General features: G+C 64.1%; 23 protein-coding genes. 7 read left to right on the top strand and 16 right to left on the bottom strand.

Annotated elements, in window-relative coordinates; genetic code table 11:
* Nucleotides 1–33 precede the first annotated feature (33 nt).
* Together BWR02_RS02100 and BWR02_RS02095 are read right to left on the bottom strand one after the other, a co-directional pair.
* Complete coding sequence (locus tag BWR02_RS02100; RefSeq protein WP_139556092.1) at nt 34–1,059, bottom strand: aldo/keto reductase; 1,026 nt, start codon at nt 1,057–1,059, stop codon at nt 34–36.
* 103 nt (nt 1,060–1,162) lie between these two features.
* On the bottom strand, nt 1,163–2,521 hold the full coding sequence (locus BWR02_RS02095) for a macro domain-containing protein (protein WP_139556091.1): 1,359 nt from the start codon (nt 2,519–2,521) through the stop codon (nt 1,163–1,165).
* 434 nt (nt 2,522–2,955) lie between these two features.
* Here BWR02_RS02095 and BWR02_RS02090 point away from each other — a divergent pair, with 434 nt between their 5' ends.
* The 3 genes from BWR02_RS02090 (at nt 2,956) to BWR02_RS02080 (ending at nt 5,099) form a co-directional block, all read left to right on the top strand.
* Nucleotides 2,956–3,531 carry a hypothetical protein gene (locus BWR02_RS02090; RefSeq protein ID WP_139556090.1) on the top strand — a complete coding sequence of 192 codons (576 nt, stop codon included), beginning with the start codon at nt 2,956–2,958 and terminating at the stop codon, nt 3,529–3,531.
* Nucleotides 3,532–3,735: 204 nt separating this feature from the next.
* Complete coding sequence (locus tag BWR02_RS02085) at nt 3,736–4,485, top strand: class I SAM-dependent methyltransferase (protein ID WP_139556089.1); 750 nt, start codon at nt 3,736–3,738, stop codon at nt 4,483–4,485.
* Nucleotides 4,482–5,099, top strand: coding sequence for a DUF3159 domain-containing protein (locus BWR02_RS02080; protein WP_139556088.1), 618 nt, complete (start codon nt 4,482–4,484; stop codon nt 5,097–5,099). Before BWR02_RS02085 ends, BWR02_RS02080 begins: the two co-directional genes overlap by 4 nt.
* Before the next feature lie 13 nt (nt 5,100–5,112).
* Here the strand turns inward: BWR02_RS02080 and BWR02_RS02075 are convergent, their stop codons facing one another.
* Nucleotides 5,113–6,717 (bottom strand): reprolysin-like metallopeptidase, encoded by a 1,605-nt coding sequence (locus BWR02_RS02075; protein WP_139556087.1) that lies wholly within the window; start codon nt 6,715–6,717, stop codon nt 5,113–5,115.
* Between the two features lie 159 nt (nt 6,718–6,876).
* Here BWR02_RS02075 and BWR02_RS02070 point away from each other — a divergent pair, with 159 nt between their 5' ends.
* The 4 genes from BWR02_RS02070 to BWR02_RS02055 all read left to right on the top strand — a co-directional run bounded on the left by BWR02_RS02070 (nt 6,877) and on the right by BWR02_RS02055 (nt 9,566).
* Entirely contained in the window at nt 6,877–7,416 is a 540-nt protein-coding gene (locus BWR02_RS02070; protein WP_201276096.1) for a thermonuclease family protein, read from the top strand.
* Nucleotides 7,417–7,560: 144 nt separating this feature from the next.
* Nucleotides 7,561–8,052: a CsgE family curli-type amyloid fiber assembly protein gene (locus BWR02_RS02065; protein WP_139556086.1), complete on the top strand. Its 492-nt coding sequence runs from the start codon at nt 7,561–7,563 to the stop codon at nt 8,050–8,052.
* 56 nt (nt 8,053–8,108) lie between these two features.
* Nucleotides 8,109–8,561 (top strand): curli assembly protein CsgF, encoded by a 453-nt coding sequence (locus tag BWR02_RS02060; RefSeq protein ID WP_162559975.1) that lies wholly within the window; start codon nt 8,109–8,111, stop codon nt 8,559–8,561.
* Nucleotides 8,562–8,618: 57 nt separating this feature from the next.
* Nucleotides 8,619–9,566: a CsgG/HfaB family protein gene (locus BWR02_RS02055; RefSeq protein ID WP_139556084.1), complete on the top strand. Its 948-nt coding sequence runs from the start codon at nt 8,619–8,621 to the stop codon at nt 9,564–9,566.
* 171 nt (nt 9,567–9,737) lie between these two features.
* Here BWR02_RS02055 and BWR02_RS02050 read toward each other — a convergent pair whose 3' ends face one another.
* From BWR02_RS02050 to BWR02_RS01990, 13 genes are all read right to left on the bottom strand, one after another.
* Entirely contained in the window at nt 9,738–11,060 is a 1,323-nt protein-coding gene (locus tag BWR02_RS02050) for a beta strand repeat-containing protein (RefSeq protein ID WP_139556083.1), read from the bottom strand.
* A 187-nt stretch (nt 11,061–11,247) separates the two neighbouring features.
* Nucleotides 11,248–12,300, bottom strand: coding sequence for a hypothetical protein (locus tag BWR02_RS02045; protein WP_139556082.1), 1,053 nt, complete (start codon nt 12,298–12,300; stop codon nt 11,248–11,250).
* Nucleotides 12,301–12,639: 339 nt separating this feature from the next.
* Entirely contained in the window at nt 12,640–13,401 is a 762-nt protein-coding gene (locus tag BWR02_RS02040) for a substrate-binding periplasmic protein (RefSeq protein WP_139556081.1), read from the bottom strand.
* A gap of 51 nt (nt 13,402–13,452) precedes the next feature.
* Nucleotides 13,453–13,995, bottom strand: a complete 543-nt coding sequence (gene rimI / locus BWR02_RS02035) for a ribosomal protein S18-alanine N-acetyltransferase (RefSeq protein ID WP_165370223.1) — start codon at nt 13,993–13,995, stop codon at nt 13,453–13,455.
* Nucleotides 13,971–14,819, bottom strand: a complete 849-nt coding sequence (locus BWR02_RS02030; protein ID WP_236101829.1) for a uracil-DNA glycosylase — start codon at nt 14,817–14,819, stop codon at nt 13,971–13,973. Before BWR02_RS02030 ends, rimI begins: the two co-directional genes overlap by 25 nt.
* 10 nt (nt 14,820–14,829) lie before the next feature.
* The gene (locus tag BWR02_RS02025) at nt 14,830–16,374 is read right to left on the bottom strand and encodes a 2-isopropylmalate synthase (RefSeq protein WP_139556080.1); all 1,545 of its coding nucleotides are present in this window, start codon (nt 16,372–16,374) and stop codon (nt 14,830–14,832) included.
* Between the two features lie 281 nt (nt 16,375–16,655).
* Nucleotides 16,656–17,396 carry a CDP-diacylglycerol--serine O-phosphatidyltransferase gene (gene pssA / locus BWR02_RS02020; RefSeq protein WP_139556079.1) on the bottom strand — a complete coding sequence of 247 codons (741 nt, stop codon included), beginning with the start codon at nt 17,394–17,396 and terminating at the stop codon, nt 16,656–16,658.
* A gap of 55 nt (nt 17,397–17,451) precedes the next feature.
* Nucleotides 17,452–18,468, bottom strand: coding sequence for a ketol-acid reductoisomerase (gene ilvC / locus BWR02_RS02015; protein ID WP_139556078.1), 1,017 nt, complete (start codon nt 18,466–18,468; stop codon nt 17,452–17,454).
* 65 nt (nt 18,469–18,533) lie between these two features.
* Nucleotides 18,534–19,025 (bottom strand): acetolactate synthase small subunit, encoded by a 492-nt coding sequence (gene ilvN / locus BWR02_RS02010; RefSeq protein WP_129884275.1) that lies wholly within the window; start codon nt 19,023–19,025, stop codon nt 18,534–18,536.
* Between the two features lie 2 nt (nt 19,026–19,027).
* The gene (locus BWR02_RS02005) at nt 19,028–20,758 is read right to left on the bottom strand and encodes an acetolactate synthase 3 large subunit (protein WP_139556077.1); all 1,731 of its coding nucleotides are present in this window, start codon (nt 20,756–20,758) and stop codon (nt 19,028–19,030) included.
* Nucleotides 20,759–20,895: 137 nt separating this feature from the next.
* Entirely contained in the window at nt 20,896–21,387 is a 492-nt protein-coding gene (locus BWR02_RS02000; protein WP_201276095.1) for a WbuC family cupin fold metalloprotein, read from the bottom strand.
* 12 nt (nt 21,388–21,399) lie between these two features.
* Nucleotides 21,400–21,957 (bottom strand): 2'-5' RNA ligase family protein, encoded by a 558-nt coding sequence (locus tag BWR02_RS01995; RefSeq protein WP_139556076.1) that lies wholly within the window; start codon nt 21,955–21,957, stop codon nt 21,400–21,402.
* Entirely contained in the window at nt 21,954–22,430 is a 477-nt protein-coding gene (locus BWR02_RS01990; protein ID WP_139556075.1) for a putative molybdenum carrier protein, read from the bottom strand. Before BWR02_RS01990 ends, BWR02_RS01995 begins: the two co-directional genes overlap by 4 nt.
* Nucleotides 22,431–22,547: the final 117 nt, after the last annotated feature.

Raw genomic sequence — 22,547 nt, 5'->3', positions numbered from 1 at the left:
CGAGTCCCGGGTCACGTCAGCCGGTCGCTCGGGTCAGACCGGCCACGAAATCAGCTGTGGGAACTGCCGCTGGTGCCAATAGGGGTAAGGCGGTGTGACATGGCTGGCAGCATCCAGCTTCGCCATCTGTTCCGCAGTCAACTGCCAGCCTACCGCGCCGAGATTGTCCTTGAGCTGTGCCTCGTCGCGGGCGCCGATGATCACGGTGCTCACGGTCGGGCGCTGCAGCAGCCAGTTGATCGCGATCTGGGGCAGCGTCTTGCCGGTTTCCGCCGCCACCTCGTCGAGCGCATCCACGACCTTGAACAGATGGTCGTCGGCTATCGGCGGCCCGGCTTCGGCCGTGACGTGCAGGCGACTCCGGGCATGCAGCGCCTGTCCGCGCCGTAGCTTTCCCGTCAGCCGGCCCCAGCCCAGCGGGCTCCACACCACCGTCCCGACCCCCTGGTCGATGGCGAGCGGCATCAGTTCCCACTCGTAGTCGCGCCCCACCAGCGAGTAGTAGGCCTGATGGGCCACGTAGCGCGTCCAGCCATACTTTTCGGCGATCGCCTGGGACTTCATCAGATGCCAGCCGGAAAAGTTGGAGCAAGCCAGATAGCGCACCTTGCCGGCTTGAATCAGGTCGTCCAGCGTGCGCAGGGTTTCCTCGATGGGCGTGCGGGCGTCGAAGCCGTGCAGCGTGTAGATGTCGATGGTGTCCGTTCCGAGCCTCCGGAGGCTGGCGTCGCAGGCACGGGTGAGGTGATGGCGGGATGAACCGTAGTCGTTGGGGCCGGGCCCCATCGGAAAGACCGCCTTCGTCGAGATCAATACCTGGTCGCGCCGCCCGGCGATGGCTTGGCCGAGGATCTCCTCCGACAGCCCCTGGGAGTAGAAATCGGCGGTGTCGAACAGGTTCACGCCCGCATCGAGGCAGAGGTCGACCAGTCGGGTCGCTTCGGTGACGCCGCTGGTGCCGAAGGCCTCGAAAAAGGCGTTGCCGCCGCCAAAGGTTGCGGCGCCGAAGCTCAGGATCGGTACGTTCAGGCCGGAGCGGCCGAGAAGTCGATGTTCCATGAATTCCTCTCGAAGTGGGAGTCGTGTCGGAGGCGTGCTGCCCGGCCGGCCTGGCGTCATGCCATGGGCCGGTCGACGCTGGCGTTTCCGGCATCGCGTCGTTCTAGGTCTTGCTCTTGGCTGAGTCCTGCCTCGTCGCCGCGCGCGCCGAGCCCTTCGTTGCGCTGGACGGTGTCTGCGTGGCCGCGGCGGCGCTTTCCTCGGCCTGCTCGATATCCAGTTCGGCCAGCACCAGCCGGTAGGCGTCGAGGTAGGCTTTGGTCGGCGCGAGAAAGCAGACCCGATCGAGTGCGGTCACCTTGGCGCGGGCCTGAAGATAGCGGATCGCCGCGCGCAACTGTTTCCGGGCCGGGTCCATCAGGTTCGAAGACCCGGTCCCCGTGGTCAGCAGCGGGAACAGGATCGAGGTGTAGGGCACGGCATCGCCCTTCCGTTGCCTGTCCCGTTCGGATTCGCGGTCGGCCAGCGCCAGCGCGGCCGTGATGCAGTGCTCCACGTTTGCGATGGGGAAGTAGCCGCCGCCGATCGTGCCGTAGACCGAGGCGGCATGATAGATGCGCCGGACCTTGTGCGACTCCAGCAGTGCGCCGCTGCCGGTGGCGACGACGGTGCCGGGGTTGACCTGCTGCCGCCCGCGCATCAGGTCGCGCAGCTCGTCCGCGATGGCATCCTCGACGATGTCGCCGGTTTCGTCCTTGCGCGATCCGAGATACCGCACCAGACCGGACACCGATTTTTCGAAGACCCGCGCCATCTGCATGTTGATGTTCTCGGAGCTGACCCAGATGTCGATGGGCCTTTCTTCGAGATACGGGTTCACGTTCACATGGCGCAGGTCGCCCGTTACCAGCCACAACTCCTTCACCTTACCGGCAGGCTGTGTCTGCAGGCGGTAACGGTAGACGTCGCAGTCGCTCAGCGACCCTAACCCCGCCGTCACCTCCAGTCCCGGGATATTGGCGTAGACCAGACTGTCCCGGTTGCTGGACAAAAGGCCGTTGCGGATGAAGCTGGCGATACCCTGGCGCGAACGCTGCTTGTGCGCCTCGTCGGATACGTCGTATTCGATGACGTTCATGCCGCCGATGTTGAACGGGATTTTCGTGCCCGCGCGGCGGATCAGTACGGTGACGCGGTCGCGCAGCGTGTGGCGCACGCCGAGCTCGTAGAAGACGTTCGGGTTCTGCGTCGTGATGTCCACGACTGCGACGTCGGCCTTGAGGATGTGCTGCAACATCCGCTCGTGAATCAGCCCTGCCGATTCGATCTCGTCGCAGCGCAGACAGCGGACGATCAGTTTCTCGCCGCCCTCCTGGAGATCCTCTTCTACCGCCTTCTTGATGATGTCCTCGTAGATCCGGTCGAAATCGACGAGTTCACTGTTGCCGCTGCCGTCATCGAACGGTTTCTCGCCGAAGGGCATGATCACGAAACATTCGCGGGCCAGATCGTCGTCGTTCATGTCGGTTCCCCCTGAAACTGGTCGGCTGTCGCGCGCGGATGTAGCCGGGACCGCCGAGCCCCGCAGTTCCATCCGGGTTTCCCGCCAACGGCACGCAATGCTCTCATCGTACGGCTCGCGGTTGAGCATGAACAGGTGTTCTCTGCTCTTGTCTCGGGTCGGTTTTGCACACGGTGCCGAGCTGGGCCAGACATGGCGAGGGCTTGGCTGGAGTATCAGCTTTCGGCGATCCCATTAAGGACTGTCACGCCTGTTGCAGGCTTTTTACAGTCTTTGACCTTTAGTCATGCCACGAAGGCTGGGGCCGTACCCAGAAGTCTTTGTACAGCATAAGAAACTTCATTCCTGGCACGAAGTGAGCTTAAGCGCCACCCATGCCGATCTTCCAACTGGCATAGCAAGGTTCGTTGTCGTGAATTCTCGTGGAGCCCTTCTTGAATCGAACAGCATCGCTGGTTTTGTGCCTGATTGCCCTGAGTTTTGCGATGCCGTCCATTGCCGCTGGCGCCCGTCAGAATGGGAACGCCGACCCCGGCGGTGTCTTCGCCGCGGCGCCGCCTGCGAGTGACGGCACCGGCGCGGTCAAACTCCAACAGGTCGACGTGGGTGAGTTGAGCGGCACAGCCACGGTCGCCATTACCCAGGTCGCCGACGTCGCCTCCGTCCATGTCGTCAGCATGAGCGGTGGCGCGGCAGACCTGAATCAAACGGGGGCCTACTCCAGCGTGACCATCGAGTCGATGAGAGGGGGGGTATTGAGCACCGTCCAGAGCGGCGAACACGATACGATTGCCGTTAAGGCGATGGTTGCCGGAACGGTCATCCTGACCCAGACCGGCCATGAAAACAGCGCGACACTGATCCACAACGGCACTGCGACGGCCAGGCTGAGCCAAGCCGGCAGCTATCAGGCAGCGACGTTCCATGGTGTGTCCGGAGCCGATTTCACGGGAAATTATGAAATCTCCGGGACGGCAACTGCGCCGGCCGTGATCGTCGCCCGTTACTGAGCCCGCGGCGCGGCTCACTCAATCGCTACCTGCCTGCGAGCCCTGTTTCGTTGATCGGGTGTCCGTCCACGCCTTCATTTTCACCGCGGGCTGTCGATGCGTGTCGTCGCGGTGGGCGATTGAACATGCCGAGGGATGGGTTTCCTCTGCCGCTGATTACTCGATGGTAGTATTGGCGGTCTGCCAAAGTCACCCTCAGGAACCATGGACAGCGATCCCCGTTTCAAGCCCCACGAGGTTCTTGCCCCGCATTATTCGGCGCCCGAAGACAAGCAGCCCTTCCTGCGGCGCGTATTCGATGAGTCGGCGCCCCATTACGAGCGGATCGCGAGTTGGGGTTTCTTCGGCACCGGGAACTGGTACCGCCGCTGGGCGCTGCAGCGCGCTGGATTGAAGCCCGGCATGGCGGTGGTCGATGTTGCGGCCGGGACCGGCATTACCGCTCGAGCGGCAGCCGCGATCGTCGGGGCGCCGGGACTGATCACCTGTATCGAGCCGAGCCTCGGGATGCTGCGCGAGTCGGAGCGACAGCTGCCCGAGGCGCAACACCTCCAGGCGGGAGCGGATGCGCTGCCCTTGCCCGATGCCGGATGTGATTTCCTGAGCATGGGCTTCGCGTTGCGCCATGTCGAGAACCTCGAAACTGCGTTCCGCGAGTTTCGGCGCGTGTTGAAGCCCGGCGGACGGCTGCTGATCATGGATATCACCAAACCCGACGGGCGCGTCGCGAACGCGGTGGTCAAGTTCTACTTTCGCGATTTCATGCCGCGCTTCACGCGCCTGATCACCGGCAGCCGCGAAGCTACCTATCTGATGGAATACTACTGGGAGACGCTGGACCACATGGTCGATCCGACGCGGGTGCTCGAAGCCCTGGCGGCGGCGGGTCTGGACGAGCCGCGGCGGCACGTCGAGGCCGGTATCTTCAGCGAGTACACCGCGCGCCGGCCGTGACGGCCCCCCCGGCCGAATTCATCCGTGACCTGCGGGCCGCGGTGCTGCCGTGGACTCTTTACGGGATCGCGGCCGTCCTGGAGCAGCCCCTGGCCGGGGCCATGGCGGCGGCCGTTGCGCTCGTCATCCTGCGGCTGCGACGGTGGCGCGAGGTCAAGCTTCCCGATCTGGCGATTCTGGCGTTTTTCGTCGCCGTCGCGGTCGATGAGTGCTGCCACGCTCTGGCCGACTGGAGCGCGTTGCGCTCTGCCTGGTTGCCGTCGCTGCTGGCAGTCCTCGCGCTGGGTTCCAGCCTGGTCGGCCAACCCTTCACCTTGCAGTATGCCCGGCAGGCCGTTGGTCCGGAGTGGTGGGACGACCGCCATTTCCTGCGGGTGAACCAGATCATCACCGCGGTGTGGGGAGCCAGCTTCGCCGCGACCGCCGGACTGCACGTCCTGACCGCTGCCGGCTCCTTGAGTCAGCGGATGGCTGCCAGTGCGGCGGGTGTGGCGCTACTCGTAACGGCGCTGTGCTTCACCCGCGCGTACCCGCGCTGGTATCGGTTGCATCGCTATCTGCCCCGCGTCCGGGCCGGGATCGAACGGTACCGGCGCGCGCCGCGGCGGTTCTGACGGATTTCGTCGCTCAGTCGGCCGCGGTTGGCATGAACCCGGCCACGATAGGCGCGGTCAGGTTGATCGTCCGGGCATTGTCGGCGATATCCTTGCGGCCGCAGGGCAGACCCTTGTCGGTGCACGCGACGGCCGGGTTCGCGAACTTGCCGACCAGCGGCGCGACATCGAACAGATAGCTCATGATCGTCGCGAACTTACCCGGCACGGCCCAGGCGTAGGAAAACGGAAAGATGCCCGGCGGCGACAGATCGGCATCGTGGACGTTGCCGAACGCATGTCCGAGTTCGTGCGCGAAGGTGTACTCATGACAGAAGTAGCGGTCGTCGAAGCCGTCCGAGACGACCGCGAACCCTGCGGCCGGCGTCAGCGGTAGGCCATTGGCGCCGCCGATCCAGCTTACGCCACAGCTGCCCTGTGCCGACGAGTGGAAAGGGCGGAGCAAAACCACCATGTCGGCGCCGTAACGTGATCGCAGGGCGTTGACGTCCGCGCCGATGCGGTTGCGGGTCAGATCCTGCAGGGCGGTAAAGTTGGGATTGTTGTCGGTGTAGTCGACCCGCTCCGTTCGCACCAGTCTGAGTTCCACGAACGCACCGCTGTCCGTGAACGCTTGCTGCGTGACCGCGGTTAGGTGACTGGCCCGCATCACGGGCTGCGGTCCGGCTTCGTGCGTGTACAGCACCATCAGGTCGACGGTCGCGTGCGACTGCGCGGTTGCCGGCTGGCCGTCGGCGACGGCCGCGGTGGCTTTTCCCCCGCCAGTGGGGAAGCTACGCTGATCCTCATCGAGGCTGCCGGCCCCGAGACCCGAGGCCTTGATATCGACGACCCAGGTTTTCTCGTCGAACTGGATGATCTGGAACAGGCCTCGGGCGGTGTTGATCTGCCCGGTCAACGCGCCGTCGGCGCGGTAGGTCAGAACCGCTCGGAATGCTGACCCGTCCTGCTCGACGTAGGCGATCCAGCTCGTGTCGCCGGTGTCGTGACGCTGGGCGTGGTCATGCACGAGCTTATAGGCGCGATCGCCGAGCCGAACCGACAGGGTGTCGCCCGGCTTCATGCTTGCGAGGCGCTCGACCGACAGCTTGATCGGCGTGATGGCATGCGGGTTCAGACTGGCCAGCGCCTTGGGTACCGGCTTGTTCAATGCGCTCGCATCGACTTCGAACAGGGCCGCGCCGGTTCCCGGAGGCTGCTTCGCCGCGGCCTGTGGCCGCTTGTTGGGTTTCTGCCGCGCCTGGATCACGATGCGCTCGAGCCTGCCAGCGGGCGAACGCACGGCGATGTAGTTGTAATCGCCGAGCAGGTCCGCGAGACCGTCCGCCCAGCTGGAGGCTCGGGCATCGCGTTTGAGGACATCGCTCTTCAACTCCGCCGGGACAGTGATGGCGATGCCCCCCAGTTGCTGTGCATCCCGAGCGAGATCCGCGAGCGTTGCGTCATGGTAACGAAGGTCCAGCGCGCTGCCGGTTTCGGACTTGGGCAGTGGCGCCGGGCGTTGTGCGTGGGCTAACGGAGTCATCGCGACCAGCACGCCGGTCAGCAGCAGGCTGCGTTCCGCGCCTGTCCTTCGGTGGCCGGGTCGAACAAAGCGTCGGCAACAGCTGTCGTTCATGGCGATCACGGTTGTGCGGATTGTCCTTGATCATAGCGCCATTCCCCCGGAGTGACATCCCTGGCACCCATTCGCCATCAACGGGTGAGCGTTCGCTGCGAGGTTGTGGCCGTACGCCTATACTTCCGCTTCGTTCCAACGGGTCCCTGGCACAGCGAAATGAATTTCAGACGATTGCGCCGATTCGCAGCGCGGGTGATGCTGTCATGCCTGCTGCCGCTGACGCCCTTGGCGGCGGTTGCCAGTACCGTGCTTCAGGGGCGGGTCGTTGCGGTGCATGACGGCGATACGCTGACGGTGCTCGACCGGTATCGCCGCGAGTACCGCATCCGGTTGCACCTGATCGATGCACCGGAGAAGAACCAGGACTACGGCTCGCGTTCAAAGCAGTCGCTGTCCCAACTGGTCTACAAGCGCGACGTTTCCATCGAGGTCACCACGGTCGATCGCTATCACCGCCTGGTCGGCAAGGTCTTGTGGGGCGGTTACGACATCAATCTGGAGCAGGTGGCTCGCGGTATGGCGTGGGTCTACCGCAGATACGGCAAGGATGAGCGCTATTTGGCCGCCGAGGCCGCGGCCCGACGGGCCCGGCTCGGCCTGTGGGCAAAAGCCCGTCCGGTGCCGCCGTGGGAGTTTCGCAAGGACGAGCGCGACGATGGCCCTTGGTACGATCCACGACAGTGGTTCCGGCGCTGACGGTTGCAGCGCTTGCGGGCTTTCCGCGCAGCACCATTCGCACTCGTCCGGAACGGCGGCCGCGTGGTTGTAGCCGCTGCCAAAACCTGCCCCGGGAATACGCAATATGCGCTATAGTTTAGCGGTCGGTAGTAGGGGTTGACGATGAGCAGGAAAGTCGGGAAGCAGCTGATTTGGCTGTCTTTGCTTTTTCTCACCGCGAACCTCGCGACCGCAGCCGGCAACACGGAGAATGCCCCGTCGGCCAAGCCGCAAGTTCCCGCGCGGCCCGCGCCACACGAAGACTTCATCGACGAGGGTGTCCTCGAGTCCGATTCAGGGCTGGAAGGCGGCTTGGAGATCCAGGGGCTAATGACCGATCAGACGGTCACGAAGTTCGGCCACGAATTCTTCGACGCGTTTACCCATGCCTGGCGGCCGATCGAGGGTGTCAGCTACGACATCAAGGTTAGCGAGTTATTCGATCCCATTCGCGGCAGCCTGATCCGGGTGACGCTGAATGATTCGCCAATGTGGGAAAGTTACGTTACGCCGCGCTTCGAGGACATCCGGACCGCCGCGGCAGCCGTTGCCAAGGATATCCGTCAGCTACTGAAGAACACGTACCTGCAGAGTGACGAAGGCGGGCTTTACTGAGCCGACGAGCCGTACTGCGGTTCGCTTGGCGTCGATTCATCGACAGGAGAATGGCCATGTTTACGCAAATGCTTAGGGCACTCGCGGTCGCACTGCTGGCGCTGCCCGTCGCCCACGGTTCCGAACTGGTGCACAGCTTCGTCAACCCGGATTTCGGTGGCAATCCCTTCAACTATTCGAACCTGATGTCGGGCGCGAATGCGATCAACAAGTTCAAGGCGCCGACGACCAAGACAACGACTTCGAACACGACGACTGCAGCCAAGACCAGCGCCGACCTGTTCGCCGAGCAGTTCAATGCCTTGCTGTTGAATCGGCTCGCCAACCGGTTGGTCGACCAGGCCGTCGGGACCGGCACCGGCACGACGACGGAGGGAACGAACTCCGTGTTCAATACCGGCGTCAACACAATCATGCTGGAAGGCGGCGTAGGGTCCACCGCGACCCGCGTCACGATCATCGACAATGCGACGGGGAACAGGACGGTCCTCGATGTTCCCAACCTATAGCTCGATCATGCGCCGCCGCGGCCGGAGGGCGGCGGCGGCCGATTGTCTCAGACTACCATGTTGCCCATATCGGCAGCCCGCTGCTGCGCCGTTCTGTTGGCCGCTGTCGTCACCGTGGCCGGCTGCACTTCCAAAATCAAGCCCTTCCGCTCATCCAAGCCCGAAACCGGTTGGCACACGCAGGTCATCGACGACCTGATCTCGCTGCCGCCGCCGGCCCAGAAGATCGTCGTCACCGTCTACAAATTTCGCGACCAGACCGGTCAATACCGGTTCCAGGCCGGTGCGGTCAACTATTCCACCGCGATCACCCAGGGCGCGACTTCGATGCTGATCAAGGCGCTCGAGGATGCCGGCAACGGTAGCTGGTTCACGGTGCTGGAACGGGAATCGCTGCCCAACATCCTGAACGAACGCAAGATCATTCGGCAGACCCGGCTGCAGTACATGAGCCAGGAGGAACTCGAACGCGTTCCCCCGCTGCCGCCGTTACTGTACTCGCCCCTGCTGCTCGACGGGGGCGTCATCAGCTATGAGACGAATCTACTGACAGGCGGGCTTGGGGCGCGTTATCTCGGAATTGGCGGCAACACCGAGTTTTCCCGGGATGCGGTCACGATCTATCTGCGCCTGGTATCGGTCAAGGACGGGCGTATCCTGAAGTCGGTCGAGACCCGCAAGACCATTTTCTCTATCCGGCTGGATGCGAACGTGTTCAAGTTCGTCAGCTACCAGAATCTGCTCGAGGTCGAGGCCGGCTACAGCAGCAACGAACCGCCCCAGATGTCGGTGCAGGAGGCCATCGAGCAGGGGGTGTACGCGCTGGTCATGGAAGGCGCGCTCGACGGCGTCTGGAATTTCGCCGACCCCGAGCGCGGCAAGCAACTAATCGCCAAATACGAAGAGCAAAAGCAGGTCAAGCCGGTCCCGGTCTACGACGAGGACGGGGAACTGAGCGGCTTCACGACCCGCACCGAGGCAGCACAACCGGCCGCCGCGCGATGAGCCGGCTGGCTGGGAGCCACCCTGACCGCGTCGACGGGTACGATCGGGCTTGGGCTTGCGGCGGCAGGGCGCATCGGAAAGCGCGCGCGGGAGGATCTTTGCGAGGCCCTCCCGCGACAGCGAAGTGGGCCGGCGCGCGGGCCTGAGGCGTGAACGCTGCCCCGGTCCGGGTCAGTAATCGGCGACGATCACTGCCGGTGCGCCGGCCGTACCGGAGATCGTGTAAGTACCCGTGAAATTGTTCGTCGACGTCCCGTTGAACGTCGCGCTCTGGTAGTCGCCGGACTGGGTCAGGTCGGCGACCGCGCTGCCGGTCTGCGTCAGCGTGGCCTGGTTGTTGTTGCCGGTCTGCGACAGCGTCACATTCCCGGCCACCATCGCCTCGACGACGATGCTGTTGTTGGCCCCGCTCTGCACGGTGTTCAGCGCGCCGCCGCTCATCGAGTTGATCGTCACGCTGGCGTTGGAACCCGTCTGGCTGACGTCGGCCGTGCCGCCGCTCATGCTGACGACGTGCGCGTAGGCCGAGTCGGCCGCCTGGGTGATCGTCAGGATCGCGCCATTGCTCAGGCTGTCCACGGCGATCTGCTTGTTGCTGCCCAGGGCCTGCTGGTAGGTCGTCAGCGAGGCGGTGTCGGACACGCCGCCGCCGAGCGCGGTGCCGACCGTGATCCGGTCGCCCGCTCCGGACTGGTTCAGCGAGGCGGTGCCCCCACTCATCGCGTAGACGGTCGCCTGCCCGGAGGTGCCCGACTGGTTGATCCCCAGGGTACCGCCGCTCAGGCTCGCGACCGTGGCGTTGTTGCCCAGCACGCCGGCGCCGCCGCCGGTCTGGTTCAGCGTCAAGGCCCCGGCGCTCTGCGTCAGGTTGGCGGTGTGGCCGCCCAGGCCGTCCTGGTTGACCCGAGCGCTGCCGCCGGTCTGGCTCAGCGCAAGGGTGTTGGCATTCGGGCCGCTCTGCGTCGACAGCGCGTGCAGCGTGCTGCCGCCGCTCTGAGCGATCGTCGCGGTATGGCTGCCGGCGCCGGACTGCGTCAGTGTGGCGGTGTTGCCGCCGGCGCCCTGGGTCAGCGTCACGCGGTGCTGGCCGGCGCCGGACTGATTGAGCGTGGCGGTGTTGCCGCTCGCGGTCTGGAACACGTCGACGCGGCTGCCGATGGCCGCGACCTGTTCGATTGTTGCGAGGTTGTGGGTCGTCGCGTCGCCTGGCACCCAGCCGCTGGGGTGGGTGTAGCCCTGGCCGACAAACGCCTGCTGGCCTTGGGCGCGCTGCGTCACGAGGGCGCGGTTCTGCTGCAAGGGGCTGCTACCGTCGCCGTTGCCGACCTGGTAGAGCTCTATCGCGCTGTCCTGGCTGCTTCCGCTCTGGTCGGTCGCCGAGTAGTTGCCGCCGCCCGAGCCGCCGACCGTGGACTGGTTCGGCGCCGCTGAGGCGGGGCCGCCGGTCAGGCCGATAGAAATCGCCGCGGCGAGCAGCGTGCGTGATCCGTTCATGCTGGCATCCCCAAAGGGAGGATTGCGGTCTTTTTTCCCCGCCGGGTCTGCGGCCTTGCGCCATGCAGCCCCGGCGGGTGGAACGCCGTCAGCCGGCGTCGGTGGGGGCCTTCCGTTGGCCCGATTCGATTTTCGGAGTTAAGGGCGGGCAGGGGGTGTTTGAAGAAGCCCGCCCTGTTAGCCGACTTCAGTAGTTCGCTACGATGTTGGCGGGGGCTGCAGCGGTTCCATTGATGGAGTAGGTGCCGGTGAAGCTATTCGCCGACGTTCCACTGAACTGTGCCGACTGGTAGTCGCCCGACTGCGTCAGATTGCCCGTTCCAGTCCCGGTATGGGCCAGCGTTGCAACCGTGTTGTCACCACTCTGAAGTACTATGACTGAGCCCTGGCTGACGTTCGTCGCAGTCAAGGTATTGGACTCGCCGCTTTGACTGAATGCGGCGGTGCCACCACTCATCGAGTCAACCGTTACCTGTCCCTTGATACCGGACTGGTTGATGGTCAGGCTGCTGCCTGCTCCGCTTAGAGCAGTCACGGTCGCCTGGTTGCCCAACACGCCGGCCCCGCCACCGGTTTGATTCACGGTGAGCGAGCCATTGCTTTGCGTCAACGTTGCCGTGTGGCCACCCGAACCGTCCTGATTGACGCGTGCCGTGCCGCCAGTCTGAGTAAGCGTCAGGGTGTTCGCATTGGCGCCGCTCTGGGTTGATAAGGCGTTTAATGTGCTGCTACCACTCTGCGTGATTGTGGCTCCATGAGCACCGTCACCGGATTGGGTCAACGTCGCGACGTTCGTCCCTGCGCCCTGAGTCATCGTAACGGTCTTGATACCAGTTCCACTCTGCGTGACGCTGGCCGTGTTGGTTCCGCCATTCTGGAACACCGAAGCGGTGCTGCCGGCGCCGCCCGACTGAGTGATGGTCGCCACGTTGCCTTTAGTGGCAGTACCCGCGGTCCAGTCCGGGGCATCGTAGGTCGCGCCCTGGCCGATCCGCGCGGTCTGGCTAGCCGCACCTTGTGTAACAATGGCCCGGTTTCGTTCCGCATCGCTGGCACCGGTGCCTTCGCCGACCTGATAGATGTCGATGGCGCTGTCACCCGTACTACCGGTGGTCGTGGTCGTGGAGTAGTTGCCTCCGCCCGAACCTTGTACGGATGACGTGTTGGGTCCGCCAATCGCTGAGCCACTGCCGAGTGCGAACGCAATCGCGGTGGCGAGTAATGTTCTTGAAGTGTTCATGACTGCTCTCCAGGGGGAATCAAGGACCAAAAAACTGTGAAGAATTTCACAGCTTCGGTGAGCAGAGCTTAGGAGACCACCAGGGCAAGAAGTGTGAACTGCATCACACAATGACCCAATGCTCGCTCCGACGGCCTAAACGCCTTCTAAAAATAGACAGTTGCGGTAAAGGCTGGGCGCGGCGGCACCGCCAGTGACCCTGGGCTGGGCACTGTCGCGGTATTCATCCGATGTTTCAGGCGAATCAGGCGGGGACAGGGCTGGCGCCGGTGGTCGTCAGCCGGAGCCGTTAGTCCGGTTTGGTGCGCTGGCTCGGAGGGCAGGGCATCGAGCGGGGTGTCAGTTCCCGTACTTGCCCAGGATCTGACGGAACGTCCCGTCCGCTTGCATCTCGCGGATTTCGGCGTCGAAGGCCTTGATGATTTCGCGTGCCTTCGGGTGCTGGCGGTTCATCGCGAAGCACAGTCCACGGCGGGAGAAGGGTTCGGGCAGGATCTCGAACGCATCGCGGCTGTTCGACATGTACTGGTCGATCTCGTAACGCAGCACGCGCTCATCGTCCAGCGTCACATCCACCTGACCCTGCAGCATCAGCAACAGGTTCTCCAGCACATGGTTGTTCACGAAGCGGGTCAGGCCGCGCGCCTGATCGAAGCGGTCGTCGTAGGCGTAGTCCTTGACGATGCCGACGACCCGTCCCCGCAAATCGTCGATGCTGCGGAACTGGAACGGGTCGCCGCGGCGCTTGATGAACTTGATTTCGTTGATCAGGTACGGCTGACTGAAGAGGAAGTTGCCGGCCCGCTGGGCGTTATACCAGGCGGCGGCCAAGGCATCATAGACGCCGATCGAGGCACCCTCGAGCGTGCGCGACCAGGGTTCGTCGGCCAGCGCCATGTCGTAACCGATACGGTCCAGTGCAGTCCGGACGATCTCGATGGCGAGGCCCTGGCTCGGGGCGGTGGTCTCGACATAGGGCGGCCAGTCGCTGATCGCCATCCGCAGGGTTTCGTCGGCATGTGCCTGGCGGGGGGTTACCAGTGCCACCGCGAGCACCGCCATTAGGGCGAGGAGGATGGGAAATCTGCAGTGGAAATGCATCGGGGGGGCTCCTCGTCAATCGGGTGGCGACCTGGGCCGGATGGCCGCGGCCTAGTCTGACAGCGGACGGGACAGCACCAGCGCATCCTCGCGCCCGTCCCGAGCCGGATAATAGTCGCGGCGGGTGCCGATCTCGTTGAAGCCCATGTTTCGGTACAGCCGCAGCGCAACCCGGTTGGTCGGGCGCACCTCGAGCATGATCGTTTCAGCGCGGTAGCCGCGCGCGACCTCCATCAGCTTTTCGAGTATCCGGCGGCCAACGCCCTGGCCCTGCGCATGCGGCGCGACGCACACATTCAGGACGTGCGATTCTCCCGCTCCCACCGAGACGATCCCGTAGCCCATGATCTCGCCGGCTTTCTCGGCGATCCAGCAGTTGTAGCCGACGGTCAGGCAGTCGCGGAACGCGAGCGGTTCCCAGGGAAACTCATAAGCGGCTTCCTCGATCGCCGAAACCACCGACACGTCCGCTCGGCGCATCGGCCGGAACCGCAGTTCCGCCTGTTCGATCAGGCTGGGGAAGTGCTTGTAGTAAAAGTCGATCTCGGCGTCGTAGGACATCCAGCGTCTTACCCGATCGAGCCATTCGAACATGACGAAACGACGTTTCCTTTTTGCTGTTGTTGTTCGCGGAACGTGTTGACGGCCAGCTGCAGGTCGTCCCAGGCGCGCCGCTTTTCCCCAGGGCTGCGCAGCAGGTAGGCCGGATGGTAGGTGACCACCAGCGGGATGCCCTGATAACGGTGCACGGTGCCGCGTAGTTTACCGATCGGCGTCGCGGTTTTTAACAGGTTCTGCGCGGCGATGCGGCCGACCGCAACGATAATGTCGGGCGCAATCAGCGCCACCTGGCGGTGGAGGAACGGCTCGCAGGAGCCGGCCTCGGCCGGTGACGGATCCCGGTTCCGCGGTGGGCGGCATTTGAGCACATTGGCAATGTAGACGGTGTCGCGCGACAGCCCGATCGCGCGCAGCATTTCATTCAGCAGTTGTCCGGCCCGGCCCACGAAGGGCTCGCCCTTCAGATCCTCCTGTTCGCCCGGCGCCTCTCCGATGATCAGCCAGCTCGCGGTGCGATCACCGACACCGAAGACCGTCTGCGTCCGGGTTGCATGCAGTTCACAAGCCTTGCATTTGGCCACACGGAACTCGAGTTCGTCCCAGCCGAGGTGATCGATGGCATCCGTCGCGGCGGTCTGGACGGGTTCGCTGGGCTGGGCGGGGGCGGCGAACGGGATCTCCAGTGCAGCGGGAGGGCTCGGCGGCGTGGTCAGCGGTGCTTGGAAGTCCTCGCTGGCTGCGTTGTCCGGAACCGCCGATGCGGTTTCGATGGCGCCCGCACCGGCGGCATGGCGCGGCACCCAGGCCTCGATTCCCATCGCCGCGAGATACTCCAGGCGCAGGGCCTCACGTTCCACTGCGGCGATCCTAGACGTCGCCGACCTGCGGGTGCATGCGCTGTTTGCTCGTCCGCAGCTTGTTGACCGCGTTGACGTAGGCTTTCGCCGAGGCGATCACGATGTCGGTATCGGCACCCTGTCCGTTCACGATGCGCCCGCCCTTCTCGAGGCGCACGGTGACCTCGCCTTGCGAATCGGTGCCGCTGGTGATCGCGTTGACCGAATAGAGCTGCAGATTGGCTTCGGCATGCACCAGCGACTCGATCGCCTTGAGGCTGGCATCGACCGCGCCGCCGCCCACGGCCGTCCCGGTCAGTTCCTCGTTGTCGACCTTCACGGTCACGCGGGCGTTGGGTACCTCACCGGTCTCGGAGCAGACGTGCAGGTAGACCAGGCGCACGCACTCGTCCTCGGCCTCGACTCCGGCCTCGGTGATCAGGGCCTGAAGATCTTCATCGAAGATGTCGTGCTTCTTGTCGGCGAGTTCCTTGAAACGCTGGAAAGCGGCGTTCAGATCCTGTTCGGAAGCGAAATCGATGCCGAGTTCCTGCATCCGCGTGCGGAACGCATTGCGTCCGGAGTGCTTGCCCAGCACCATCCGGTTAGCGGTCCAGCCCACTTCCTCGGCCGACATGATCTCGTAGGTTTCGCGGCTCTTCAGCACGCCGTCCTGGTGGATGCCCGATTCATGGGCGAAGGCATTGGCGCCCACGATGGCCTTGTTCGGCTGCACCGGAAAGCCGGTGATGTTCGATACCAGCTTCGAGCACGCGACGATCTCCCGTGTGTCGATGTCGGTGTGGCACGGGAAGAAATCGCGGCGCGTCCTGACGGCCATGACGATCTCCTCCAACGCAGCATTGCCGGCCCGTTCGCCGAGGCCGTTAATCGTGCATTCGACCTGACGGGCGCCGTGCATCACAGCGGACAGCGAATTCGCGACGGCCAGGCCCAGATCATTGTGGCAATGGACCGAAAAGATCGCCTTGTCCGAATTCGGGATCCGTTCGATCAGGCGGCCGATCATCCCTCCGAACTGATCGGGCATGGCGTAGCCTACCGTATCCGGAATGTTCAATGTCCGTGCGCCGGCATCGATCACGGCTTCGAGTATGCGGCACAGGAAATCCTCTTCGGAGCGGCCCGCGTCCTCGGGCGAAAACTCGACGTCATCCGCGTACTGCCGTGCGCGCCGCACGGCCTTGACCGCGTGCTCGACGACCTGATCCGGCGTCATGTTCAGCTTGCGCTGCATATGGATCGGCGAGGTGGCGATGAACGTGTGGATACGCGGCCGCTGCGCGTCTTTAAGGGCTTCGCCCGCCCGGTCGATGTCGCGGTCCAGCGCGCGGGCCAGGCCGCAGACTGAACTGTCGCGGACGGCGCGGGCAACCGCCTGCACCGATTCGAAGTCACCGGGGCTCGCGGCCGGAAAGCCGGCTTCGATGACGTCGACGCGCAGCCTCTCCAGCGCCCGGGCGATCCGGACCTTCTCGTCCCGGGTCATCGAGGCGCCGGGGCTTTGTTCGCCGTCGCGCAGCGTGGTGTCGAAAATGATCAGTTTGTCGCTCATGGCGATGCTCCAAAATCCATCGATTGCAGTGGCGCCGGTTCAACGGCGGCAGACGAAATGCAGGGGGTATGGGAGTTTGGTGTGTCTGCCCCTCAGGGCAGCAGCAGCGCCGGCAGGCGGATCGAACGCAAGCTGCCGCGCGCTGCCGCTGTCGGCATCGTCACGGAAAGGCGATTCAGCATTCGATTGGAGGAAAGGCAGTTCATTGCAGGTATTTTTTCAGGGACAACAAGACTATACCGCCCGCGTCTCGTTCTGCCAAGAACCGTGGTCAGGATCGATCAGCTCCGTCGCTCGCGCCGGCGTTTGCGCAGCAGCACCGTCAGCACCGGCCCCGATATCGCATAGGCCGTGAACAAGGCGAACAGCATCAGCGGCGGATTGGTGAAGATCACGCCGAAGGCCAGCATCATGACGATCACCCGCACGAAGGGAATGCGCCCGCGCAGATCCACGTCCTTGAAGCTGTAGTAGCGGAAATTGCTGACCATCAGCAAGCCGGTCATCATCGCCAGCGCCAGCGCGATGTGGCGCAGGGTTTCCCCCTCGAAGCCGTGCTCGATGCCGAACCAGATGAAACCCGCCAGGATGGCCGCCGCCGACGGGCTGGGCAGACCCTGAAAGTAGCGCTTGTCGGCGGTGGCAATCTGGGTGTTGAAGCGCGCCAGCCGCAGCGCTGCCCCCGCCGCATGCACGAAGGCCGCGACCCAGCCGAGCTTGCCGAGGTAGTGCAGCGACCAGATATACAGCACCACCGCCGGCGCGATCCCGAACGAGGTCAGGTCGGCCATGCTGTCGTACTCGGCGCCGAAGGCGCTCTGCGTGTTCGTCAGCCGCGCCACCCGCCCGTCCAGACCGTCGAGCACCATCGCGATGAAGATCGCGACGGCAGCGTGCTCGAAGTTCTGGCCCAGGGCCGCCGTGATCGCGTAGAAGCCCGCGAACAACGCTGCCGTCGTGAACAGATTCGGCAGCAAATAAATGCCGCGGCCGCGCTTGCGCGGAACGACGGGTTCGTCCATCGATGAGGCTCCCGATGCGGGCGGAGTGGCGGGTGGGTGCTGTGGGCGCGACCGGTTAGTTCTTGGACTTGTCGACGATTTTGTTCGCCTTGATCCACGGCATCATGTCACGGAGGCGTGCGCCGACTTCCTCGATCGGATGTTCGCGGCCCAGTCGGCGCTTAGCCTTGAGCGTTGCGCAGCCGGCCTGATTCTCGAGGATGAACTCGCGCGCGAACTCACCGCGCTGGATCTCGCCGAGGATCTTCTTCATCTCGGCCTTGGTCTGTTCGGTGATCACGCGCGGGCCGCGGGTCAGATCACCGTACTCGGCCGTGTTCGAGATCGAGTAACGCATGTTGGCGATGCCACCCTCGTACATCAGGTCGACGATCAGCTTCAGTTCGTGGAGGCATTCGAAGTACGCCATCTCCGGCGCATAGCCCGCTTCGACCAGCGTCTCGAAACCGGCCTGCACCAGCGCCGTCGCGCCGCCGCACAGCACGGCCTGTTCGCCGAACAGATCGGTTTCGGTTTCTTCCTGGAAGGACGTCTCGATGATGCCGGCGCGGCCACCACCGTTCGCCGAAGCATACGACAGCGCCAGCTCCTTCGCACGCCCGCTGGCGTTCTGGAACACCGCGATCAGGCTCGGCACGCCGCCGCCCTGGGTGTAGGTCGAGCGCACCAGGTGGCCGGGACCCTTGGGCGCCACCATGATGACGTCCAGATCGGCGCGCGGCTGGATCTGTTCGAAATGGATGTTGAAGCCATGTGCGAACGCGAGTGCGGCGCCCTGCTTGATGTTCGGCTCGATCTGCTCGGCATAGAGCTTGGCCTGATGTTCGTCCGGCGCCAGCACCATGACGACATCGGCTTCCTTGACGGCATCGGTCAAGGGCAGCACGGTCAGGCCGGCGGCCTCGGCTTTCGCGGCCGATGCCGAGCCGGGGCGCAGTGCCACCATGACATGCACGCCCGATTCCTTAAGGTTGTTGGCATGGGCATGGCCCTGTGAGCCGTAACCGATGATGGCGACCTTTTTGCCGCGGATGATCGACAGGTCGGCGTCTTTGTCGTAGTAGACGTGCATGGGGATTCCTCTGTTTTCTATTGGTTTCTGGCCGAATGCATGAAAAGGGATGGTCGGGCGCGGGCCTACAGCGTCAGGCCCCGATCGCCGCGGGATATGCCGGACGCGCCGGTGCGCACAACTTCGATGATCGAGTCCTCGGCGAGCGCGCTCAGGAACGCATCCACCTTTGATTTTTCGCCGGTGATCTCGATTACGAAGGTGCCGGGGGTCACGTCGATGATCTTGCCGCGGAAGATGTCGGCCAGGCGCTTGATTTCCTCGCGCGCACCGTTCACCGCGCGCACCTTGACCATCATCAGCTCGCGCTCGATGTGGGACGACTCCGACAGGTCGATCAGCTTCACGACGTCGATCAGTTTGTTGAGCTGCTTGGTGATCTGCTCGATGATCTCGTCGCTGCCCGAGGTCACCAGTGTCATGCGCGACAGGCTCGGATCCTGAGTCGGTGCGACCGTCAGGGATTCGATGTTGTAGCCGCGGGCGGAGAACAAACCGGAGACACGCGACAGCGCGCCGGCTTCGTTCTCGATCAGTATCGAAATGATGTGGCGCATGGTCAGGCCAACTCCCTCGCGTCGATCATCCCCGGGGACAAACGCATGTCGTTGTGGGCCTTACCGGCTTCGATCATCGGGTAGACGTTCTCGGTCGGGTCCGTCAGGAAGTCCATGAACACCGTGCGATCCTTGAGCTTAAGGGCTTCCTCGAGTGCCGGCCGCACGTCGGCGGCCTTCTCGATACGCATGCCCACATGGCCATAGGCTTCAGCCAGCTTGACGAAGTCCGGTATGGTTTCCAGGTACGAATGCGAATAACGGCTTTCGTAGCTGAATTCCTGCCACTGGCGCACCATGCCCATGTAGCCGTTGTTCAGATTGACGATCTTGATCGGTGTCCGGTACTGCAGGGCCGTCGCCAACTCCTGGATGCACATCTGGATGCTCGCCTCGCCGGTGATGCAGCAGACCTCGGAGTCCGGATGCGCGAGCTTGACGCCGATGGCCGCGGGCAAGCCGAAGCCCATCGTGCCCAGGCCGCCGGAGTTGATCCAGCGCCGGGGTTTGTCGAACTTGTAGAACTGGGCTGCCCACATCTGGTGCTGGCCCACGTCCGAGGTGATGAAGGCGTCGCCATGGGTGGCTTCGTACAACTGTTCGACCACGAACTGCGGCTTGATGACCGTGCCGCTGCGGTCGAACCGCAGACAGTCGACTTTCTGCCAGTGGGAGATGCGGTCCCACCAGGTGGCCAGGGCTTCGCGGTCGGGGCGGCGTTCGCCTGACTGGATCATGTCGCAGAGGTCGGTCAGCACCGATGCCACCTCGCCGACGATGGGCACATCCACACGCACCGTCTTCGAAATCGAAGCCGGGTCGACATCGATATGGACGATCTTGGCGTAGGGGCAGAACTCGGCGATCTTGCCGGTCACGCGATCGTCGAACCGCGCGCCGATCGCGAGCAGCATGTCGCAGTCGTGCATCGCCATGTTGGCCTCGTAAGTGCCGTGCATCCCGAGCATGCCGACGAAGTGCTGCCCCGTGGCCGGGTAGGCCCCGAGGCCCATCAGCGTGTTGGTGATCGGAAAGCCAAGCAGGTCGACCAGCCGGGTCAGTTCGTCCGAGGCATTGCCGAGTACGACGCCGCCGCCGCTGTAGACCATCGGCCGCTTGGCGGACAACAGCAGTTCGACCGCCTTCTTGATCTGCCAGCGGTGGCCCTTCGTCGACGGATGGTACGAACGCAGGCTCACGCTGCGCGGGTACTCGTAAGGAATCTTGACGCGCGGGTCGGTGATGTCCTTCGGGATGTCGACGACGACGGGGCCCGGCCGACCGGTCGTGGCGATATAGAACGCCTTCTTGATCGTTTCGGCGATCTTGTGGACGTCCTTGACCAGGAAGTTGTGTTTGACGCAGGGACGCGTGATGCCGACGGTGTCGCATTCCTGGAATGCATCGCTGCCAATGACCGGCAGCGGGACCTGGCCGCTCAGCACGACCATCGGGATCGAGTCCATGTAGGCCGTCGCGATGCCGGTGACGGCGTTCGTCGCGCCGGGACCCGAGGTCACCAGCACGACGCCGGGTTTGCCGGTTGACCGGGCGTAGCCGTCAGCGGCATGCGTCGCGCCTTGCTCGTGGCGAACCAGGATGTGCTTGACGTCCTCCTGCCTGAACAGCGCGTCGTAGATATGCAGGACCGCGCCGCCCGGGTAACCGAAGATGTACTCGACACCCTCGTCCTTCAGACACTGGATAACGATTTCCGCGCCGCTCAGCTCCACGATCGACAACCCTCAAAAAGACACGGGGCGCTTGAGGGCGCCCGGCGAAGTATGGTAAGCAAAAGGCAAATGGTCGGCCAAAATACTCGGTAAAGCCTGATCCGTCAAGGCGGACAGCCCGCTTCGGGGCTCTCTCATCAGGCGATCCGGTCGCCGGGCCGGGCGTGCTCGTACCACGCAACGTAGCGGGCGGCGTCGGGCGCACCTTCCGCGGGCGCCCAGGCCGCAAAGTCCTTGTCGCTGACGGCGCAGTATGGGCCTGGCTTGACCTCGAACATGACCGTTCCGGGTGCCATCACGACGACCGCATGCCAGGTATTCGCAGGGATTTCGGCCGCGGCCGCCTGCCCCGCTCCGAGATCGACACGTTCGAGTACCGTGCCCTCGTCATCGAAGGTCAGAATGGAGAACGCGCCCCGCGCGGCCATCATCAACTCCCAGCCGAGTTCCCGCGCATGCCGATGCGGCCGCACGTAGGTGCCGGGTTCCATGGCGTTGAACAGCCGCTGGATCGGGTCTTCGAGCACGGGATGCAGATTCAGATTCTGGCGTCGCCGGGGCGATGCGGCGGCGGTGTCGCTCAACTGTCCGATCCGTTGCGCGCTGATCACGGTCAATCGATTGGTCATGAAGTCCTCCCTTCAGGCCCGCCCTGACTGCGAGCATGGGTTCCGGGTGCCGCTCAGGGCAAAGGTTTCGATCGTTCGCCAGTCGCGATAATCGGGTGCGCCCTCGACGAGCTGCAGGCGATCGACGGCGCAATGCGTCGGCAGCTCGCAGGCTGCCGATTCAACCAGCTGCTGTCGGATGACTGGGTCGAAGGTGCCATAGACCAGCGACAGGTGCGGAAAGAACGGCGTCGAGTTCGGCGCACAGCCGAAGGTCCGCTCCGCCTCGGCGCGAGCCGCGATCAGTTCCCCATCCAGCGCCGTTACTAAAAAAACGCACTGGAAATAGGCGTCGCTGTGGTCCGGGCGTTCGACGGCGATGCGAAAAGGAGCGATGAGCCTGGCCAGTGCACGCGTGTGTTCGATCAGGTCGGCAGCCTCCGCGCAGAGACTGCCCAGCAGTGTGACATGAGGCTCGAAGGGTGCTGCGCCGACGCGGGCCGACAAGTCGCCGATGAGGTGTCCAAATCGCGCGCTGCTGGCCGCGTCGGGCAGCAGCCATAGGAACTGAGTCGTTTGCCGAACGATCATGGCGCGTCGGCGTAATGGCCGATCAGGCTCGCGATGACGGCGCGCGCGTACACATAGCCCTGGGGGCGGGCGCTGGCGCGAGGGCCTGCGACATTCAGAACGCCGATGTGTTGCTCTCGGACGAACCGGCGGAGCAGGTGGATCGCACGCTCGACGGCAACTTCGTCGCCATCGATCAACTGATAGGGACGACCGTGCTGAATACACTGATGAACCGTCAGTTCGGTTCCGCCCGCCAGTTGGCCGAAGTAGATCACGGCTGTGCCGTCGGCTTCGAGCAGGTTCTTGAGGGTGCGTTCGGCGTAACCGCCCTCGTCCAGAGGGGTCAGCGGGTAGCGCTCCGGCAGCTTGCCATCCTCCGCCTGCCGACCTGCGGGACACCAGCCGCCGCACGGAAAAAAGGAAGCCATTGCCGCGTCGAGGGCGGCGCGGTCCACGCCGGTCTGCCCCCCGGAGATAATCTTGCGTAGCATGGTGTTCAGCTGCCGTACCCCTGCTGACGATCGAGGTGCCGGCCTCCGCGTCTCGCTTGACAAGCGCAGGCCCGGGGCGTCTAGTGATGATCGTTTCATTTTACGCCTGCTCCAGGA

Source organism: Methylotetracoccus oryzae (genome assembly GCF_006175985.1).
GTDB classification, from domain to species: Bacteria; Pseudomonadota; Gammaproteobacteria; order Methylococcales; family Methylococcaceae; genus Methylotetracoccus; species Methylotetracoccus oryzae.
This window is presented reverse-complemented; position numbering and strand designations above follow the sequence as displayed.